The sequence below is a fragment of the Rhizobium sp. NPDC090275 genome (genome assembly GCF_044772225.1).
In the GTDB taxonomy this organism is placed as follows: domain Bacteria; phylum Pseudomonadota; class Alphaproteobacteria; order Rhizobiales; family Rhizobiaceae; genus Rhizobium.
Window position 1 is genome coordinate 302577 of sequence record NZ_JBIVYL010000003.1, and the last position, 17731, is coordinate 320307.

The following is a 17731-nucleotide window of genomic DNA, read 5'->3' on the forward strand; positions in this document are numbered from 1 at the left end:
AGATTCGCTCGTTGCGCTTTAGGTCTTTCTTTTACCGCATGTCTTCATCGCAAAACCGCTTCACACTTTTGCGCGACATGCTCTAGCCGCTGACGGATTGGAACTTGGGATGAGCGACGTGGACAATGCCCGCTGGCAGAGCGATCTGGACCTGATCGCCGACGCTGCAAAGCGGGCGGGTGCCGTGGCGCTCAGCCATTTCAACCAGTCGCCGGAGGTCTGGTGGAAGAACGAGGGCCGCTCGCCGGTCAGCGCCGCCGATTTCGCCGCCAACGAAATCCTCGAAACCATGCTGCGCGCCGCCCGGCCGGATTACGGCTGGCTGTCGGAAGAGACCGAGGACAGCGCCGATCGCCTGTCGCGCGACACGCTCTTCATCATCGATCCGATCGATGGTACGCGCGGCTTTCTCGCTGGCCAGAAGCTCTGGTGCGTCAGCGTCGCCGTCGTCCACAAGGGCCGGCCGGTGGCAGGCGTGCTCCACGCGCCGGCACTCGATGAGCTCTATGAAGCGGTCGTCGGTGGCATCGCCTTGAAGAACGGCCTGCCGATCCGTGTCTCGGAGCCGAAGCCGCCCGTCCGCTTCGCGATTGCCGAGGATGTGCTGAACGGCTTTAAAGAGCCATTGCGTGGCAGGATCGAGCGCGTCAAGCATGTGCCTTCACTCGCCTACCGCGTCGCCATGGTGGCCGATGCGGCGATCGACGGCACCTTCGTGAAGCGCAATTCTCACGACTGGGATCTGGCCGCCGCCGATCTCATTCTGGAAAGGGCAGGCGGCCGTCTCGTCAATCTCGACGGAACCGCGCTGACCTATAACCGCGCGGATGTGAGACACGGCGAGCTTTGCGCCGGCTCCGAGCCGCTGTTGAATGAATTTCTATCCCCTATCGCCACGCGCTGAGCAGTTGACGTTTCCGTCAAAATCCCTCAGATGAAACGGCGGAGGAGCAGATGAAGGAAGTGACTGAAATGACCAAGTCCGGTGAAAAGAAGCAACTGTTGCACCTCGTGTTTGGCGGCGAACTGGAAAGTCTCGATGACGTGCAGTTCCGCGACCTCTCTGGCCTGGATATCGTTGGCATCTTCCCTGATTACGCATCTGCACTGACGGCCTGGAAGTCCAAGGCGCAGTCGACCGTTGATAATGCCCACATGCGCTATTTCATTGTCCATATGCACCGCTTGCTTGATCCCGAAGACAAGTCCGGCAAATAAGTTTTCGGCCCTCGTGGCCCTGTTTTACCCAGCCGCCTGCCTTATCCGGGCATAGGGGCGGTTGTTGACGCATTCTGAACAAACTGATCGGTCATTTCGGCCGCAATGATATTTGGGAATGGGTTGATGTCGATCATCGTTGATCGGAGACGTGTTATATGAGCGGCCGCATGGCGCGTTTGGCGCTGGGCGCTTATCAGGCGGTTGGGACGTTGATCACGCCCTTCGTCGGCGGCTACCTGACCTATCGCGCCGCCAAGGGCAAGGAAGACAGGGCCCGGCGGCTCGAGCGCTCCGGCTATGCCAGCGCCGATCGCCCGGCCGGCCCCCTAGTCTGGTTCCACGCCGCAAGCGTCGGCGAGATGAATGCCGTTATCCCCCTTATCCGCGAGATCCGCCGTCGCGACGTCCACGTCATCCTGACGACAGGTACCGTGACCTCGGCCAAGCTTGCCGCCGAGCGCGTAGGCACCGAAGTCATCCACCAATATGTGCCGCTCGACCTGAAGCCCGCCGTCAGCCGCTTCCTCGATTACTGGCAGCCCGACTGCGCGCTGATCGCCGAATCCGAGATCTGGCCGGCAACCGTTCTGGAGCTTGGCCGCCGCCGCATCCCGCAAATCCTTGTCAACGCCCGCATGTCCGATCGCTCCTTTGCCCGCTGGACACGCCGCCAGGCGCTGGCCGAGGCGCTGTTCGAGAACCTGGCGCTGGTCATCGCGCAATCCGATGTCGATGCCGAGCGCTTCCGCGATCTGGGCGCCCGCCAGGTGCTGATGTCCGGCAATCTCAAGGTCGATACCGACGCGCCGTCCTATGATCCCGCCACCTTCGCCCGCTATCAGCAGCAGGTCGGCGACCGCAAGACATGGGCGGCGATCTCCACCTTCGATGGCGAGGAGAAGGCGGCCGGCATCGTCCACCGCACGCTGAAGGAGCGCAACGGCCAGCTGACGATCATCGTGCCTCGCCATCCCGAGCGCGCCGATGCCATCGAGGCCGAACTGGTCAAGCAGGGGCTGAAAGTCGCCCGCCGCACTCGCGACGATGCGCTGACGCCCGATATCGATGTTTTCCTCGGCGATACGATCGGCGAGATGGGGCTTTATCTGCGCATGACCGAGGTCGCCTTCGTCGGCCGCTCGCTGTTTGGCGAGGGCGGGCAGAACCCGCTGGAACCCGCCATGCTCGGCTGCGCGGTGCTATCGGGCAGCAACGTCCAGAATTTCCGCGAGGCCTATCAGCGGCTCGCCCGTCGCGGCAGCGCCCGCATGGTGCGCGACACGGAGATGCTGGCCAAGGGCGTGCATTATTTGCTGACCAACGACCCGGCGCGCCGCAATATGATCGAGGCCGGCGCCGCCGCCGTGCAAGAAATGCGCGGTGCGCTGACGGCGACGATGAAGGGTCTCGAGCCCTACATCAACCCGCTGACGGTGAAGGCCAGACTGCTGCCGAAGACGGCGGCGCAACGCTAGAGGCGGATAGGGCTATGCAGGCGATCAAGGGTATCCTGTTCGACAAGGACGGCACGCTTCTCGATTACGACGAGAGCTGGCTGCCCGTGAACCGCGAGCTGGCACGCATCGCCGCCAGGGACGACGCCGCACTTGCCGACCGCCTGCTGCTTGCCTGCGGCATGGACCCCGTCACCGGCCATATCGTTCCCGACAGCTTGCTTGCCGCCGGCAATACGCGTCAGATTTCGGATGGGCTCGTTGCCGCCGGCTCGACGGTCCCGGTCGAAGAGCTGACGGTCAGGCTCGACGAACTCTTTTCCCACGCCGCAGATTTCTCCGTGCCGGTCACCGATCTCGCCGCCTTCTTCGCCCGCCTGCATGCCCGCGGCTTCAAGCTCGGCGTCGCCTCCAGCGACAATGAACGCTCGATCCGCCAGACGGCGAAGCGCTTCGGCTTTGCGGAGTACATCGATTATGTCGCCGGCTACGACAGCGGCCACGGCACCAAGCCGGAGCCAGGCATGGTGCTCGGCTTCTGCGCGGCCACCGGTCTCGACCCCTCGGAAGTCGCCGTCGTCGGCGACAACAACCACGATCTGCACATGGGCCGCAACGCCAAGGTGGGGCTGACGGTCGCGGTTTTGACCGGCACCGGATCGCGTGAAACGCTCGCCGCGGCCAGCGATCATTGCCTCAACGATATCACCGAACTCGAAGGGCTGCTGCCTGACCTGCAGTTCGCCTGATCGACCAAAGGCTTGCTTTTTCTTGAAAATTGCCTTCTCTTTTCGCCCGGTTAGGGGTGGCGTCCGCGTTGAGCGGGCCGGTGGCGCGAAAGGCAGGACGGCAAAGATGGTATCCGAAGCGCCACCGTTCTGGTGGACGAAAGCCGATTGGCGCGCCTGGACGCTTTATCCGATCTCCTTTCTTTACGGCCGCATCTCCGGCTACCGCATGGTCAACGCCAAGCGCGCCTCCGTGCCGGTGCCCGTCATCTGCGTCGGCAATTTCACCGTCGGCGGCGCCGGCAAGACACCGACCGCGATCGCGATTGCCCGCGCCGCCAAGGCCAAGGGGCTGACCCCTGGCTTTCTCAGCCGAGGATATGGCGGCTCGCTGGATGTGACGACCGTGGTAGATGTCGGCCACCATCGCGCCGTGGCCGTCGGCGACGAACCGCTGCTTCTCGCCCGCGAGGCGCTCACCGTCATCTCCCGCCGCCGTGTCGAGGGCGCCAGGCGCCTCGTCAAGGAAGGTGCCGACCTGATCATCATGGATGACGGCTTCCAGAGCGCGCGCCTTGCCATCGACTATGCGCTGCTCGTCATCGACGCCACGCGCGGCCTCGGCAATGGCCACATCGTCCCGGGCGGCCCGGTGCGCGCCCCGATCAAGCTGCAGCTGCGCTACGCGACGGCGCTTCTGAAGGTCGGCGCGGGTGCCGCTGCCGACCAGATCGTGCGCATCGCGGCGCGCGCCGCCAAGCCCTATTTCACCGCCTCCGTCACCGTCTCCGACGGCGCGGACCTCAAGGACCGCCGGGTGCTCGCCTTCGCCGGCATCGCCGACCCCTCGAAATTCTTCCGCACGGTGGATGGCATCGGCGCCGAAACCATCGCCCGCCGCTCCTTCGGCGATCACGAGCACCTGACCGACGACGAGATCGACGACATCCTCGAAACCGCCACCCGCGACGACCTCCAGATCGTCACCACCTCCAAGGACTTCGTGCGCCTCACGGGCCACCACGGCAAGGCCGAGACGCTGGCCGCGAAGTGCCGGGTGATCGAGGTGGAGATGACCTTCGAGGACCATCTGGCGCCGGGGCTGATCATCGACCGCGCGCTCGATGCCTGCAGGGAACGGCGGTTGAAGGAGAAGGCGGCGGGGTAGGGGCAGTAACGGGCGTTCTGCCGCGCAACACCCCCCTCTATCCTGCCGGACATCTCCCCCACAAGGGGGGAGATCGACTCGTGGATTGCTCCCAGCCAAACAATAAGAGTGGAGCGAGTGGGTGCGCCCAGCCAATCTCCCCACCTGTGGGGGAGATGCCCGGCAGGGCAGAGGGGGGGTAATCCTCGTTCTGCGTCTGCCGTGTGTGGGGGCGAGTAGCTTCCACGCGTCTAGCTAGCGATCCTCCAATGCCGGCGAGGCGTTGGCGATCCGGTCCAGGTTCCCGATCAAACGGGTCAGCAGCGTCACGAGCTGCGCTGCCTCCGCTTCCGAAAAGCCGTTCAAGGCGTCGCGATTGCCTTGCATCAGCGTTGCGATCGCCTCCGGCATCCGCGCCCGCGCATCCTCAGTCAGCACGATCCGGCGGCTGCGCCCGTCGGCGGGGTCGGGTGTCCGTTCGATCAGGCCGTCGCGCTCCATCCGGGCGAGCATCTGCGCCATCGGCGGCTGCTCCACCTTGGCGAAGTTAGCAAGATCGCGTTGCGTGCTCGCATTTCCCTCACGAAGCGCCACCAGCACCGGCAATTGACTGACACCGAAGCCGTGCCGCTTGAGGCGCGCTTCCGCCAGCCGCGCGAAGCCGCGTGCCGCAAGGCTGATGAGGTGACCCGGGGTGGAAAGTACATCCTTGTCCATATTCAACTGTGTCCGGTTCAACGGTTGACCAAAATGCATACGTGCATATATAAACTGTCGGGCCGGCATGGTCAAGGACGGCCGGAGACTGGTTCTCAAAGGGAATTGGAGAGACGTCATGTCGGAAAAAGACAGCCTGCTGATCAGCCACATCTATGATCGCTTCAACGCACGCGACATCGACGCCGTGCTCGCGGTGCTCACCGACGACGTCGCTTGGGCAAACGGAATGGACGGCGGCCATGTCCACGGACATCAGGCCTTGCGCGACTACTGGACGCGGCAATGGTCCATCGTCAGTCCCCATGTCGAGCCGGTGTCGGTACGCCGGACAGCCGATGGCCGTATTGCCGCCGAGGTGGTCCAGACGATCACCGATCTCGATGGAAAGCCGCTGCAGGGGCAAAGCCATGGGCTGAGGGACAAGACGGTCGTTCATCTCTTTCAGATGGCCGGCGACAAGATCGCGCGCTTCGATATCGAGGACGCCGAATAGAACCGCATGTCGGATGCCGTCGTGGCCAATCGTCTCTACAATAGGTTCAACATGGAGGAGACGTCATGCCCCGCTATCTGGTAGCCATTCACCACCCCGACGACTACGACCCCGCCGTCTCGGAAGACGAGGCGATGCATCGGGCGATCGATGCGCTGAACGACGAGATGGTCGCGGCCGGCATCCGGCTCTTCGTCGGCGGTCTGCATCGGGCGCAGACCGCCAAGTCCTTGCGCGCCGATGCCGATGGAAACGTCTCGGTAAGCGACGGTCCCTATCTCAAGACCAGCGAGCATGTCGGCGGTTTCTGGGTGCTGGAGGCGGATGGCATGGAGGACGCGCTGGCCTGGGGCCGCAAGGCTGCTATCGCTTGTCGGGCGCCTGTCGAGGTTCGGGCGTTTCATTAGGGCGCTGTCGAGACGAGGGGCGTTGTGCCGTGTGGCGCCCCCCTCTGCCCTGCCGGGCATCTCCCCCACAGGTGGGGAGATCGACTCGTTGCTAGCTTCTGCCCAAACGTTGGAGGTGGAGCGAGCGCGAGCCCCCAGCCAATCTCCCCACTTGTGGGGGAGATGCCCGGCAGGGCAGAGGGGGGTAATCCTGGCGCGACGCCCGAGCGCCTACTCCACCACCCCAAACACCGGCCCATACCCACCATGCCAGGAGAAGTCACTGCGCCCCAATTCACCGCTATAGAACCCCGCACCACCCCCGCCATCGAGAAACAGCGCATCGGCGCACTGCAGGTGATCGCGGAAGAGCCGCGCGAAATCGTGGAAATTGACCGCATCATCGCTGACCGCGAAGCGCACCATCCCATCCGTGCAGACACCCACCCCGCTGCGTCGCGTCCGATCGCTGGAGCCGACGATGAAGATCGGGTTTATCTTGTTTGCAATCACCAGCATCGGCCCGGACTGCGTCGCAAGCCTGACGTCGGGACGTTGCTTCTCAAACGTCGCGGTCGGCAGGATGCCCGCGCCCTTGTCGCCGATAAAGAATATGCCATTGGGGTTCTTGTAGAAGTTCGGCACCGGACCGCTCGCCTTTGGCGCCTTTACGCTCGCCACCGGCTGCAGCTCCTGGCCATCTTCGACATAAAGCCCGATCGGCGAGAAATCCTCGTGATACATCCCGGCATTGAGCGCGAAGACGAGCGTCTTGCCCTTGGCGGTCATGGCGTCGGCGATGCCGGGGAAGGAACGATAGGGCGCCCCGTCCTCGCCCTTCCAGAAGAGGCGCAGGTCCGTCTTGGCGGGATCGACGGTGCAGATGACATAATTGGTGTTCTCGACCGTTTCCGGCGCGCAAGGGCCGGCAAGCACAGGCCGGGTGGAGCCGAATACAGCGCCCAGCAGAATCGCCATCCCGACGAGGGCGGTGGAGAGCAGGCCGGATGAACGGATAGGCACCAGTTCTCGTCCTTTGAGGTGTGAGAAAGGTTGCGGCGAGCCGGTTTAGCTCTTACGCGCTTCCAGGCGCCGGCGGTCGCGCTCGACGGTCTGGAAGCCCATCGGCGTCAGGCGGAATTGCCGCTTCTGGAATTCGCCGCGGATTTCGACGAAGCCCTGCTGCTCGGCCTCATAGAGCGTCTTCAGCCCCATCTCCTTGGGAGGAGTCTGCCAATCCCGGCCAACGGCGCTGTGCAGCAATGCGAGGATCTTGATCATTGTTTTCTCCGTGGCCGAGGCCCGGCTTCCGCCGTCTTGCCAATGCCTTCACACCAGCGATTAGCGCTTCTGGTTCGGCAGCACGCCGGCGCGCTTGTCGGCCTCGAAGGAGGAGACGGCGTCGGCATAGGGTTCCTGGCGGGCGACGCTCCAGTAGCGCAGTTCGTCGAGCGGGATCTGCTTGCCCGTCATGGCACAGACGACGTAGGAACCCGGCGACAGGATCTGAAAATCCGCATCGAGATAGCGTATCTTCGCTTCGCGGTTTCCGTTTCCTTCAAACAAGTTCATGCGCTCCAATCCTTAAAGCCAATCCTCAAAACGAGGCCGTCATCGGATTGCCATAACCCGCAACAGCCGCCATTGCCAGCGTTTTCAGCTCCGGCCGAACAGCCGCTCGATGTCGGAAAGCTTGAGCTCGATATAGGTCGGCCGGCCGTGATTGCACTGCCCGGAACCCGGCGTCACTTCCATCTGCCTGAGCAGCGCGTTCATCTCCTCCGGCCGCAGCCGCCGTCCCGAGCGCACCGATCCGTGGCATGCCATGGTCGCCGCCACATATTCGAGCTTGGCCGAAAGCCCCGAGGCGGTGTCCCATTCGGCGATCTCGTCTGCCAGCTGCCTGATCAGCCCGGATGCATCGACCTCGCCCAGCATCGCCGGCGTCTCGCGCACCGCGATCGCGCCGGGCCCAAAGCGCTCGATGCCAAGCCCGAGCTCGCCGAACTCCGATGAAAACTGCATCAGCCGGTCGCAATCCTCTTCCGGCAGGTCGATGATTTCGGGGATCAGAAGCACCTGCGATGCCAACCGCTTGGAGTGCAGCGCCTTGCGCATCGCCTCGAACACCAGCCGCTCATGCGCCGCATGCTGGTCGACGATGACAAGCCCGGTTTCTGTCTGCGCCACGATATAGTTCTCGTGCAGCTGCGCGCGCGCCGCGCCAAGCGGGAACCGCGACGGGGCCTCCGCCTCGGAGGCCGGCGCTGGCGCCGACCAGGACGAGGTCTGCGCGGTCTCGGCCCGCGCTGCCGGCATGGTCAGCCCGTCGAACGAGGCCTGTGGCCGCTCGCCGAAGCCGTTACCAACAGGGCGCTGATAGGATGGGGAATAGGAGGAGGAGCCGTTAGGCGCGGCGGAGAATGGCCGTGATGGCGAGGTCTCGGCGCTCCAAGGTTGCTGCGGCTGCTGTTGCGGCCGGTAGCCGTTCGGCTGGAAGCCGGGGCGGAAGGCGCGCAGCATGCCGTCGGCGCCTGTGGTCGCCGCCCGGCTGCCGTCGCGCGCCAGGGCTTCGCGGATCGCGCCGACGATCAGCCCGCGCACCAGCTGCGGATCGCGGAAGCGCACGTCGGACTTGGCCGGATGCACGTTGACGTCGACGAGCGCGGGGTCGAGCCCGATCGACAGTACCGCCACCGCGTAGCGCCCCGAGGGGATCGTCTCGGCATAGGCGCCGCGGATTGCAGAGAGCACCAGCTTGTCCTGCACCGGCCGGCCGTTGACGAAGGCATATTGATGCGCCGCGTTGCCGCGATTGAAGGTCGGCACGCCGGCAAAGCCCGTCAGCGTCACATCCTCGCGCTCGGCATTGATCTCGATCGCGTTGTCGCGGAAATCCTTGCCGAGGATCTGCGCCATGCGCGCCAGATGGTCCTCGCCGGTCGCCGGAAATTCCAGTGTCGTGCGGTCGGTGCCCGAGAGCACGAAGCGCACCTGCGGGAAGGCGATCGCCATGCGCTTGACGATCTCGGTGATCGCGGCCGCCTCGGCCTTTTCCGTCTTCAGGAACTTCAGCCGCGCCGGCGTCGCGAAGAACAGGTCGCGCACCTCGACGATGGTGCCCGGATTGAGCGCCGAGGGCCTGAGATGCTGCAGTTTGCCGCCCGCCACCGCAATCTCCGCCCCGCCATCGCTGTCGCGGCGGCGGCTCGAAATCGTCAGCCGCGCTACCGAGCCTATCGAGGGCAGTGCCTCGCCGCGAAAGCCGAGCGTGCTGATATCGTCGAGCGTATCGCTGATCTTCGAGGTGCAATGCCTGCGTACCGCAAGCTCCAGATCGCGCTCGTCCATGCCCGAACCGTTGTCGGTAACCCGCAGCAGGCTCTTGCCGCCGCCGGATGTGGCGATCTCGATGCGCGTCGCACCTGCGTCGAGCGCGTTCTCGATCAATTCCTTGGCGGCGCTAGCCGGCCGTTCGATGACCTCGCCGGCGGCGATTTGGTTGATGAGCGTTTCGGAAAGCTGCTTGATCGACATGCCGCCATTTTCGCGGATTCGGGAGCGTGAGGGAAGGGTGAAAACGTCGATCTCGAGGCTTGTCCAAACCCTGGGATTCCGCTGCTTAATGTTAAGCACGCCTTAAGACAAAACTGGCATTTTGCCGATAGTACCCCGCCGAGAATACAATCCATTCGGACAGATGTAGGACGCGTAAGTATGAGTGCCGGTCGCGATCAAGCGGACACAGCCCCGCAGGAGGGCGCGGTTGAGACCGCGGCTGGCCTCCAGGCGACGCTGTTCGACGCGGTCTGCGAAAGCCTATCCTCCGCCTTCATCGTCTATGACAAGACCGATCACATCGTCTTTGCCAGCCGGCAGGTGCTCGATTTTTTCCCGATCTGTGCCGATCTGTTACAGCCCGGAACGCGGCTTCGCGATTTCCTCGGCGCCGTCTACGAGACCGGCATCCGCAGCCGCTCGGCCGGCAAGCAGGGCGCGCTCAGCCGCGAGGATTGGCTGTCGCAGAAGATCGCCACGCACTGGCGCGAACGCTACGAGGCGGTCGAGCGCTACGGCAACGATTGCTGGGTCGGCTTCCAGAAGCGGCGGCTCGCCAATGGCTTTGGTGTCTGCGTCATCTCCGACATCTCGGAGGTGAAGAAGCGCGAGGAGCAGTGGCGGCTCGATCTCGAGCGCGTGCAGCTCACCGAGGATATCCTCGACAATCTGCCATTCCCGCTCTTCGTCAAGGACCGCAACCTCACCTACGTCGCCGTCAACGTCGCCTTCTGCGAGAAGTACCAGACGACGGCCGATGAGGTGCTGGGCCGCAAGAGTACGGAACTCTTCTCACCCGAAGTGGCCGCCCGCTTCGAGGAAAGCGATCGCCATGTTCTTGAAACCGGCGAAATGTCGGTGGTGCGCCAGCGCCAGATCGCCCGCGATGGCTCGGAGCGTGAAATCATCTCGCGCAAGCACCGCATCGGCAAGCCGGGACGCTATTTCCTCGTCTCGACCATGCAGGACCTGCCGCGCGAGGGTAGCGATCTCGAAGAGTTCGAAAAGGCATCGAGCGTCACGACATCGGCCAAGAGCAGCTATCGCCGCGCCTATGTTCCGATGAACGGCGACAGCGAGCGCCGCGAACCGGCCGCCATGGAAGCCATCGTGCCCGAGAATTTCTCCGGCCGCCGCATCCTTGTCGTCACTGGCGATATCGCCGCCGAGACCGCGGCACTCAGAACACTCGCCAAATATGGCTTCGAGGCCTGCTCGGTGCGCAATGAGGACGAGCAGGAGCAGTTCCTGGAGATCGCCTCGTCGGCAGGCCTGTCGCTCGATCTCGTCATCATCGACAACCAGATGGGCATGCGCTGCCTCGAGCTTGCCGAGCAGTACGGCATCTCGTCGTTGGTCATGGATGGCTTCCAGATCTCGACCGAGCTCACCTTCCAGATCGCCCGCCATTTCAACCGCAACAATCGCGGCGCCATGGCCGACCGGATCGATAGCGACTGGGAGATCACCACGTCGGATGATCAGCTCGAACTCGATGTGCTGGTGGCCGAAGACAACGATATCAACCAGATCGTATTCTCGCAGATCCTTGAAGGCCTCGGCTATCGCTACCGCATCGCCGCCACTGGCGACGAAGCCGTACGCATGTGGACGGAATACCGGCCGAAGATCGTGCTGATGGATATCTCGCTGCCCGGCTTCAACGGTTTCGAAGCCGCCCGCCTGATCCGCCAGGTGGAAGGCGATGGACCCCGTACCCCGATCATCGGCGTGCTCACCCAGGCCTTCGAGCGCGACCGCGCCGAATGCGCCAATGCCGGCATGGACGACGTGATCATGAAGCCCGTCAGCCCGGATATTCTGGAAACGGTCTTCCAGAAATTCATGCAACCGGAAGCGCAGCGGGCCTCTCTCTAGCTGCTAATTAAGGTCAACTCCCCAATTCTTGGGAGGCAATTCACGATGATCCAGGGTTGTCGAATATCGAATTTTTAAGACTTGCCCGCCATTCTGCCGGGTATTGGGGAAGCTCTGGATCAGAATGATGATGTTGGCGGATATGCCATTGGCGCCGGTAAGCCAGAACGAGCTTCAGACGATGGCCTATACCGACCCGTTGACCGGGCTCGGAAACCGCTATCGCATGCGCGACCGTATCGCCCAGATCTCGGCCGAACGCGCCGACGATCCGGCGCCGTTTACCATCGGCATCGCCAATCTCGATAGTTTCAAGCCGATCAACGACCTCTTCGGCTCGGCCGCCGGCGACGAAATTCTCTGCCAGGTCGCCCACCGCCTGAAAGCCTGCATTCCCGATGGCGCCGTCGTCACGCGCCATGATGGCGACGAATTCGCCTTCGTCCTGCCGCTGGTCTTTGAGCGCGCCAGCGCCGAAAAGTTCGGCCAGATGATCCGCGAGGTCCTGTCGGCGCCCTACGATCTCGGCGACCGCAACGTCCGCCTCTCGGCCTCCTTCGGCTTCGCCATCTATCCCTTCGCGGGCGAGGAGTTCGAGGAACTCTTGAAGAGCGCCGAGACCGCGCTCTATCGTTCCAAGCGCCGCGGCCGCAGCCAGATCACCGTTTATTCGCGCGAGATCGCGCAGGAGATGAAGCGCGCCACGCAGCTTGAGCAGGCGCTTCGAAACGCTATCATCTCCGATGCCATCGACGTGCATTTCCAGCCGATCGTCTCGCTCGCCACCAGCCAGGTCCTCGGTTTCGAGGCGCTGGCCCGCTGGAACGACCCGGATCTGGGCTTCGTCTCGCCGGGTGTCTTCGTGCCGCTCGCCGAAGAACGCGGCTTCATCGATGCGCTCTCGGAAGCGCTGTTGCGCAAGGCGGCCGAAGCGGCACTCTCCTGGCCGCGCGAAATGTTCCTGTCCTTCAACCTTTCATCGGCGCAGCTGATGGACCCCGGCACCAGCGCCAACGTGCTCTCCATCCTCGGCCGCGTCGGCTTCGATCCGCACCGTCTCGAACTCGAGATCACCGAGACCGCCGTCATGGGCTCGGCCGATACCGCAAACCGCATCATCGCCGACCTCCGACAGGCCGGCGTGCGCATCTCGCTGGATGACTTCGGCACCGGCCAGTCCAGCCTCGGCCGCCTGCGCGATTTCATGTTCGACAAGATCAAGATCGACCGCGCCTTCGTCTCGCGCATCAACTCCGACCGCGCCTCCGAGCATATCATCAAGGCGATCCTGACCATGTGCGAAGGCCTAGACCTCGAAGTCGTCGCCGAAGGCATCGAGGATTATTCGGAAGCGGCGAAACTGCGCATGCTCGGCTGCGGCATGGGGCAGGGCTACTATTTCGGCAAACCCGCCGACGCCATCGCGACGCTCAGGTTCCTGCACGAGAACGAATACGACACCGGCGAACGGGCGATGGCTTAGGCGCCGCTTATTACTTGATCAGCGCGAAGAGGCCCGCCGTGGCGGCAATCGCCGCGAGCACGACGCCGAGAATGATGCAGACCACATTGATGATCCAACCCTGATCGGGTTTGGAATCGAGCTTGCTGTCTATACGCGCCAGCTGTCCGAGCACTGTGTTCAGCGTCGAGCGCATGTCATCGGCAATGGCTTCAAGCTTGGCGACGCGATTTTCCATGTGGTCCATTGTGCCACCTCCGCTGCCTGACTTCAATGATCCTTCATTATCGCGAAGGTATGGGGTCCGCGCCAATGTGAACAACCTCCGAGGCGGCTCATTGCGAGCAACGCGTTGTCTTCACGACATTTCTCTTTGGTTGATTGGATGCTGTCAATACACCCAATGGAGGAGTGCGCTGGAGGGCTGACACCATATACCAAAAGCCGGTGGCGCCATCTCAGGCGCCACCGGTTACGCATTCACTGCGACTAACGATGCAGTGTTTACTTGTTGGTCGTTGAGCCGGTTGCGGTGTTGTCCATCGCACCCGGAGCCGGGGCCTTTTCGGCCGACTGCATCTGCAGCGTCTTGAATTCCGGCGCTGCCTTCAGCGTTTCGGCCGTTTCGGATGTCGTCAGCTTGACGCTGCCATCCGTCGTGTTCTGCGCCACGGTGATCTTTTCCATCGGCACGGCGACGTTCTTTTCGCCGATGCCGAGGAAGCCGCCGACACCGATCACGGCTGCGACGAGGCCGCCATCCTTCTTCATGATCAGGTCGTTGACGTTACCGATGCTTTCGTTCGTGCCGTTATAGACGGCCTGACCGATGTAGGTGTTGGCGCTGATCTGATCCGCGGACTGCTCCGTCAGATAGGTGCCACCGCCCGCCTGTGCGGTATCGGTGGTGGCGGCAGGAGCGGGCGCCTGTGCGGCATCACCTGCTGGCTTCATGGCATCCGGCTTCGGCGCTGCCGGATCGGCCGGTGCCGACATGGACGGTGCGCTCGGCGAGGCCGGCTGGGTCGCGCTCTGCGAGAAAGCGACCGGTGCGAAGGCCGTGGCAAACAGGGCGCCAGCGGCAACGGTGGTGAGAAGTTTGCGTGTCATATCGTACCTACTTTCAGTGTCCTTGGGTGATCTCTGGCCGCGCTTTTCTCTTCTAGCGAGAGTTGTCTCAGCTCGGCCGGTTCGTGAAGTAAATGAATGGGTTGGCTAATGGTTCCCAGAAAAATACACGCAGAAACTGACGGAATTTTCGGAACTTTTCCGGCGATGGGACCGCGCGGGCCACAGATCGCGGTGCCCTTGAAACGCAAAAGGGCGCCCCGAGGGACGCCCTTCAAAACGCATCCAGGAAGATGCTTCAGAGAATATACGCAACGTCGAAAACGCCGCGGACGCTGACACCGAGCTCAAGCAGGGCGCCGGCATCCGGCTGGTTGGCGCGGGCCGCGTCGTCGAGGCCTTCCCAGGCGGTGGTGACCGCTAGCCGGTCGGCATCCGGGCCGATGAAGGCGGGGCAGGAGGGCTGTGCAGCGGGCACCTTGTAGCGGGCGATGCGCAGGCCATCGGGGCTGTAGCGATCGACGGTGCCGGCGCCCCAGCGCGCGTTCCAGATATAGCCGTCGGCATCGACCACCGACCCATCGACCCCGCCGTCTTCTTCCATGCTGTCGACAAGCACGATCGGCTCGCCGGTCGGCAGGCCGGTCTCGCGATCGACCATCACCCGCATCAGGCGGCTGAGATGCGTATCGGTGAAATAGCCGACCGAGCCATCGGGCGAAAAGCAGATCGAGTTCGGAATGGTGATGCCGCCGAAGAGCTTCGTCACCTTGCCGCGCGCCACATGATAGATCGCGCCGGCCTGGGTTTCGGCCCGCTTGCTCATCGTGCTGATCCACAGGCTGCCCGAGGGATGCATGCGCCCGTCGTTCGATCGGTTTTCCGGACGGTCGTTTTCGAGTGCCGCGTAAAATGTCAGGCCGCCGCTTTCGATGTCACGCACGAAGAGGCCCTGCTCGGTCGCAAGCAACTGCCGCCCGGCGTCGATCCGGGCCAGCACGCTCGCCATGACAGGCAGCGCGTGAACCTTTTTCTCCTCGGTCGAAAGGTTCAGCTCGTGCAATTCCTTGCCGAGAATGTTGAACCACCAGATGGTATTGGTATCGGGATCGTAGGTCGGTCCTTCGCCCAGCACCGAATTGGTGCTGGAAAGGGTCCGCCCCGCGAACTCATGAATGTCGGTCATACGCTCAAGCTCCCACTGCTGCGTCGTATGCGTAAATGGTTGCCTTGGCGCGCTCGGCAACCTCGGCGACAGTCATTCCCGGCTTGTAGATGCTCGTGCCGAGACCGAAGGCCAGGATTCCGGCTTTGGTGTACTCGGCGAAATTCTTGTCGGAGACGCCGCCGACGGCCGCGATCGTCAGCTCCGGCGGCAGGATGGCGCGGATCGCCGTGATGCCGGATGGGCCGAGCACGCTGGCCGGGAAAAACTTCAGGCCGGTGGCGCCGGCGCGCGCCGCGGCAAGCGCCTCGGTGGGCGTGAAGACGCCGGGCATCGTCACCATGCCGTATTCGCGGGCGCGGATGATCACGTCTGGCTCGACATTCGGCGTCACCAGCAGCTTGCCACCGGCATTGTGCAGGCTGTCCACCGCCTCGGTCGTCAGAACCGTGCCGGCGCCGATCAGCACGTCGGCGGGCGCCATCTTGGCGGCGATCTCGATCGACTTGAACGGCTCTGGCGAATTCAGCGGGATCTCGATCGCGGTCAGGCCATTCTCGATCAGCGCGCCGACGACGCCTTCGGTCTCCTCGGGCTTGATCCCACGCAGGATGGCGATCAGCGGGCGCTTCATGGCGGGGAAGGGGATGCGGTTCATCGCTCTGTTCTTTCTTGATTGGGCTTAGTTGGGCCAGATGGCGTTTGCGGCGGCCGAAAGGCCGGCAAGCACCGCCGTATCGGCATCGATGGTCGTGACGTTCAGCGAAAGCGCCTTGAAGGCGGTCTCGTAAAGCTTCTGCAGGCGGCCGGAGGCGACGAGCGCGATCGGCGTGTCGTTGGCGGCGTCGGCCAGCGCGCCAGAGATTTCCAGGCCGATCAGCGTGCCGGAAATCCGCGCCTGCGCCGCCGAAGCGGTCATGCCGTGCAGCAGCTGGCCGGAGCGGGCCGTGAACAACAGGTTGGTCGCCATCTGCGGCTGGCGGAAGGCAGTCGAGACCGATGCCTTGAAGGCGGAATTGTCGGCCGGCGATTGTTCGGCGCCGGCAACCGCATGCGACAGGATCGTATGCTTGGTGATCGCGTCGAACAGTTCGCCTGTCATGAAGGTGGAGAAGCCGATGACCTCGCCCTCCTGCACATGCACCCATTTCGAATGCGTTCCAGGCATGCAGACGGCCTGCGCGCCGGTGCTGTCTGGGCCAAGCGCGCCGAGCAGCTGGGTCTCTTCACCGCGCATCACGTCCGGCGATGCCCGGTCGCGCTGGGCAAGGCCCGGCAGGATGCGGATGTCGCGGCTCTGGCCGGGCACAGGGACGGCGCCAGTCAGGATCGCCGACAGCGACGTGGGCACGTCGACATAGCCGGCCTCGACCCAGCCCTGCTTGGCGCCGGCCATGCCGCAGACGATCGCGGGGATATCCGCGGGCGCCTCGACCTTGGCCAGATGCTTGGCCAGCACCTCGGCGAAACCGGTCTTGGCCGCCGTCGTCATGCCCTCGTCGCTGCGGCTTTCATTCAGCACGCTGCCATCGCTGCCGATCAGCCACAGCCTAAAACTGCTCGTACCCCAGTCGACCGCGATATATCGGGGTGTTGCCATCAAAAAATGCCTCCATCGACAATAAGGGACTGCGCCGTCACTGCGGACGCGCCGTCGGATGCTAGAAACAGACAGGGTCCGACAATGGCGTCGGCCTGCAAAACGCGTTTGATGCACTGCCGCTCGATCATGCCGGCAATGCCCTCTTCGGTGAGCCACAGCTTCATCTGCCGCTCGGTAACGATCATGCCCGGCAGGATGCAGTTGACGCGGATATTGTCGGGGCCGAGCTTGCCCGCGAGGCTCTTCGTCAGCCCGATGATCGCCGCCTTGGCCGTCGTGTAGGCCGGGAAATCGGGCATGTTGAGCATGAAGGCGATCGACGACATGTTGATGATCGCCCCGCCGCCGGCCTCCCGCATTGATGGCGCCACAGCCTGCGCCGCGAAGAACACGTGCCGCAGGTTGGTCGCCTGGTTGTTGTCCCAATATTCCGGCGTCACTTGGTCGAAATCATGCCGGTCGTCGCGCGCCGCATTATTGACGAGCACGCCGATCGGTCCGGAATGGGCGACGATCGCCTCGATGGTCGCGCGGATCGCCGCGACATCGCGCAGATCGGCGTGGTGGAAGCGGACCGGGTGCAGGCTGTCGCGCGACAGGCGATCAACCAGCGCGTGGCTTTCTTCCTCGGCGATGTCGATGAACGAGACCTTGGCGCCCTGTCGCGCGAACCCCTCGACGATGGCAGCACCTATGCCGGAGCCGCCGCCCGTCACCACCACGCTTCGGTCCCTGAATTCGGGATATTGCGCTCCAAGCTCCGCCACCACTATCCTCCCGATAGTTCCATTATTCAGAACTCAATTTGACTATATGGAATTATCGGATTAGCCTTGGGTCTCTGTCAA

The 17731-nt window shown here is 63.5% G+C and carries 20 protein-coding genes; 9 read left to right on the top strand and 11 right to left on the bottom strand.

Features of this window, described 5'->3' with window-relative positions; genetic code table 11:
• Nucleotides 1-109 precede the first annotated feature (109 nt).
• The 5 genes from ACIQUB_RS09420 to lpxK all read left to right on the top strand — a co-directional run bounded on the left by ACIQUB_RS09420 (nt 110) and on the right by lpxK (nt 4571).
• Entirely contained in the window at nt 110-904 is a 795-nt protein-coding gene (locus ACIQUB_RS09420; RefSeq protein ID WP_113239054.1) for a 3'(2'),5'-bisphosphate nucleotidase CysQ, read from the top strand.
• 68 nt (nt 905-972) lie between these two features.
• Complete coding sequence (locus ACIQUB_RS09425) at nt 973-1218, top strand: DUF4170 domain-containing protein (protein ID WP_026283020.1); 246 nt, start codon at nt 973-975, stop codon at nt 1216-1218.
• Between the two features lie 158 nt (nt 1219-1376).
• The gene (gene waaA, locus ACIQUB_RS09430) at nt 1377-2696 is read left to right on the top strand and encodes a lipid IV(A) 3-deoxy-D-manno-octulosonic acid transferase (protein ID WP_113239053.1); all 1320 of its coding nucleotides are present in this window, start codon (nt 1377-1379) and stop codon (nt 2694-2696) included.
• A 14-nt stretch (nt 2697-2710) separates the two neighbouring features.
• Complete coding sequence (locus ACIQUB_RS09435) at nt 2711-3424, top strand: HAD family hydrolase (protein WP_113239052.1); 714 nt, start codon at nt 2711-2713, stop codon at nt 3422-3424.
• Nucleotides 3425-3530: 106 nt separating this feature from the next.
• A complete protein-coding gene (lpxK, locus tag ACIQUB_RS09440; RefSeq protein WP_402929322.1) occupies nt 3531-4571 on the top strand; it encodes a tetraacyldisaccharide 4'-kinase in 1041 nt (346 codons plus the stop codon).
• A gap of 234 nt (nt 4572-4805) precedes the next feature.
• On the opposite strand, the gene ACIQUB_RS09445 is transcribed toward lpxK, so the two are convergent.
• Nucleotides 4806-5267 (bottom strand): MarR family transcriptional regulator, encoded by a 462-nt coding sequence (locus ACIQUB_RS09445; RefSeq protein ID WP_113238595.1) that lies wholly within the window; start codon nt 5265-5267, stop codon nt 4806-4808.
• Nucleotides 5268-5385: 118 nt separating this feature from the next.
• Here ACIQUB_RS09445 and ACIQUB_RS09450 point away from each other — a divergent pair, with 118 nt between their 5' ends.
• Nucleotides 5386-5763 carry a nuclear transport factor 2 family protein gene (locus ACIQUB_RS09450; protein ID WP_113238594.1) on the top strand — a complete coding sequence of 126 codons (378 nt, stop codon included), beginning with the start codon at nt 5386-5388 and terminating at the stop codon, nt 5761-5763.
• A 65-nt stretch (nt 5764-5828) separates the two neighbouring features.
• Nucleotides 5829-6170: a YciI family protein gene (locus tag ACIQUB_RS09455; RefSeq protein WP_113238593.1), complete on the top strand. Its 342-nt coding sequence runs from the start codon at nt 5829-5831 to the stop codon at nt 6168-6170.
• 210 nt (nt 6171-6380) lie between these two features.
• Here ACIQUB_RS09455 and ACIQUB_RS09460 read toward each other — a convergent pair whose 3' ends face one another.
• From ACIQUB_RS09460 to mutL, 4 genes are all read right to left on the bottom strand, one after another.
• On the bottom strand, nt 6381-7127 hold the full coding sequence (locus tag ACIQUB_RS09460; RefSeq protein WP_402929461.1) for a phosphodiester glycosidase family protein: 747 nt from the start codon (nt 7125-7127) through the stop codon (nt 6381-6383).
• Nucleotides 7128-7217: 90 nt separating this feature from the next.
• A complete protein-coding gene (locus tag ACIQUB_RS09465; protein ID WP_113010083.1) occupies nt 7218-7430 on the bottom strand; it encodes a hypothetical protein in 213 nt (70 codons plus the stop codon).
• A 60-nt stretch (nt 7431-7490) separates the two neighbouring features.
• Entirely contained in the window at nt 7491-7721 is a 231-nt protein-coding gene (locus tag ACIQUB_RS09470) for a DUF2093 domain-containing protein (RefSeq protein ID WP_047508114.1), read from the bottom strand.
• Nucleotides 7722-7805: 84 nt separating this feature from the next.
• Nucleotides 7806-9686, bottom strand: a complete 1881-nt coding sequence (mutL, locus tag ACIQUB_RS09475) for a DNA mismatch repair endonuclease MutL (RefSeq protein WP_113238591.1) — start codon at nt 9684-9686, stop codon at nt 7806-7808.
• A 180-nt stretch (nt 9687-9866) separates the two neighbouring features.
• Between mutL and ACIQUB_RS09480 the strand changes: the two genes are divergently transcribed.
• Together ACIQUB_RS09480 and ACIQUB_RS09485 are read left to right on the top strand one after the other, a co-directional pair.
• A complete protein-coding gene (locus ACIQUB_RS09480; protein ID WP_113238590.1) occupies nt 9867-11585 on the top strand; it encodes a response regulator in 1719 nt (572 codons plus the stop codon).
• Nucleotides 11586-11709: 124 nt separating this feature from the next.
• Nucleotides 11710-13068, top strand: a complete 1359-nt coding sequence (locus ACIQUB_RS09485; RefSeq protein ID WP_018898601.1) for a bifunctional diguanylate cyclase/phosphodiesterase — start codon at nt 11710-11712, stop codon at nt 13066-13068.
• A gap of 10 nt (nt 13069-13078) precedes the next feature.
• Here the strand turns inward: ACIQUB_RS09485 and ACIQUB_RS09490 are convergent, their stop codons facing one another.
• From ACIQUB_RS09490 to ACIQUB_RS09515, 6 genes are all read right to left on the bottom strand, one after another.
• Entirely contained in the window at nt 13079-13294 is a 216-nt protein-coding gene (locus ACIQUB_RS09490; protein WP_113238589.1) for a hypothetical protein, read from the bottom strand.
• A gap of 257 nt (nt 13295-13551) precedes the next feature.
• The gene (locus ACIQUB_RS09495; RefSeq protein ID WP_113238588.1) at nt 13552-14157 is read right to left on the bottom strand and encodes a PRC-barrel domain-containing protein; all 606 of its coding nucleotides are present in this window, start codon (nt 14155-14157) and stop codon (nt 13552-13554) included.
• A 256-nt stretch (nt 14158-14413) separates the two neighbouring features.
• Nucleotides 14414-15301 (bottom strand): SMP-30/gluconolactonase/LRE family protein, encoded by an 888-nt coding sequence (locus ACIQUB_RS09500; RefSeq protein ID WP_113238587.1) that lies wholly within the window; start codon nt 15299-15301, stop codon nt 14414-14416.
• A 4-nt stretch (nt 15302-15305) separates the two neighbouring features.
• On the bottom strand, nt 15306-15938 hold the full coding sequence (locus ACIQUB_RS09505; protein ID WP_113238586.1) for a 2-dehydro-3-deoxy-6-phosphogalactonate aldolase: 633 nt from the start codon (nt 15936-15938) through the stop codon (nt 15306-15308).
• A 24-nt stretch (nt 15939-15962) separates the two neighbouring features.
• Nucleotides 15963-16880, bottom strand: a complete 918-nt coding sequence (locus ACIQUB_RS09510; RefSeq protein ID WP_018898606.1) for a 2-dehydro-3-deoxygalactonokinase — start codon at nt 16878-16880, stop codon at nt 15963-15965.
• A complete protein-coding gene (locus ACIQUB_RS09515; protein WP_047508090.1) occupies nt 16880-17650 on the bottom strand; it encodes an SDR family NAD(P)-dependent oxidoreductase in 771 nt (256 codons plus the stop codon). The genes ACIQUB_RS09510 and ACIQUB_RS09515 overlap by 1 nt, the downstream gene beginning before the upstream one ends.
• Nucleotides 17651-17731 lie beyond the last annotated feature (81 nt).

Excerpts from the sequence above, each read along its gene's own strand:
- ACIQUB_RS09420 (WP_113239054.1), top strand. The coding sequence starts at position 110 with ATGAGCGACGTGGACAATGCCCGCTGGCAGAGCGATCTGGACCTGATC.
- ACIQUB_RS09425 (WP_026283020.1), top strand. The coding sequence starts at position 973 with ATGACCAAGTCCGGTGAAAAGAAGCAACTGTTGCACCTCGTGTTTGGC.
- waaA (WP_113239053.1), top strand. The coding sequence starts at position 1,377 with ATGAGCGGCCGCATGGCGCGTTTGGCGCTGGGCGCTTATCAGGCGGTT.
- ACIQUB_RS09435 (WP_113239052.1), top strand. The coding sequence starts at position 2,711 with ATGCAGGCGATCAAGGGTATCCTGTTCGACAAGGACGGCACGCTTCTC.
- lpxK (WP_402929322.1), top strand. The coding sequence starts at position 3,531 with ATGGTATCCGAAGCGCCACCGTTCTGGTGGACGAAAGCCGATTGGCGC.
- ACIQUB_RS09445 (WP_113238595.1), bottom strand. The coding sequence starts at position 5,267 with ATGGACAAGGATGTACTTTCCACCCCGGGTCACCTCATCAGCCTTGCG.
- ACIQUB_RS09450 (WP_113238594.1), top strand. The coding sequence starts at position 5,386 with ATGTCGGAAAAAGACAGCCTGCTGATCAGCCACATCTATGATCGCTTC.
- ACIQUB_RS09455 (WP_113238593.1), top strand. The coding sequence starts at position 5,829 with ATGCCCCGCTATCTGGTAGCCATTCACCACCCCGACGACTACGACCCC.
- ACIQUB_RS09460 (WP_402929461.1), bottom strand. The coding sequence starts at position 7,127 with ATGGCGATTCTGCTGGGCGCTGTATTCGGCTCCACCCGGCCTGTGCTT.
- ACIQUB_RS09465 (WP_113010083.1), bottom strand. The coding sequence starts at position 7,430 with ATGATCAAGATCCTCGCATTGCTGCACAGCGCCGTTGGCCGGGATTGG.
- ACIQUB_RS09470 (WP_047508114.1), bottom strand. The coding sequence starts at position 7,721 with ATGAACTTGTTTGAAGGAAACGGAAACCGCGAAGCGAAGATACGCTAT.
- mutL (WP_113238591.1), bottom strand. The coding sequence starts at position 9,686 with ATGTCGATCAAGCAGCTTTCCGAAACGCTCATCAACCAAATCGCCGCC.
- ACIQUB_RS09480 (WP_113238590.1), top strand. The coding sequence starts at position 9,867 with ATGAGTGCCGGTCGCGATCAAGCGGACACAGCCCCGCAGGAGGGCGCG.
- ACIQUB_RS09485 (WP_018898601.1), top strand. The coding sequence starts at position 11,710 with ATGATGATGTTGGCGGATATGCCATTGGCGCCGGTAAGCCAGAACGAG.
- ACIQUB_RS09490 (WP_113238589.1), bottom strand. The coding sequence starts at position 13,294 with ATGGACCACATGGAAAATCGCGTCGCCAAGCTTGAAGCCATTGCCGAT.
- ACIQUB_RS09495 (WP_113238588.1), bottom strand. The coding sequence starts at position 14,157 with ATGACACGCAAACTTCTCACCACCGTTGCCGCTGGCGCCCTGTTTGCC.
- ACIQUB_RS09500 (WP_113238587.1), bottom strand. The coding sequence starts at position 15,301 with ATGACCGACATTCATGAGTTCGCGGGGCGGACCCTTTCCAGCACCAAT.
- ACIQUB_RS09505 (WP_113238586.1), bottom strand. The coding sequence starts at position 15,938 with ATGAACCGCATCCCCTTCCCCGCCATGAAGCGCCCGCTGATCGCCATC.
- ACIQUB_RS09510 (WP_018898606.1), bottom strand. The coding sequence starts at position 16,880 with ATGGCAACACCCCGATATATCGCGGTCGACTGGGGTACGAGCAGTTTT.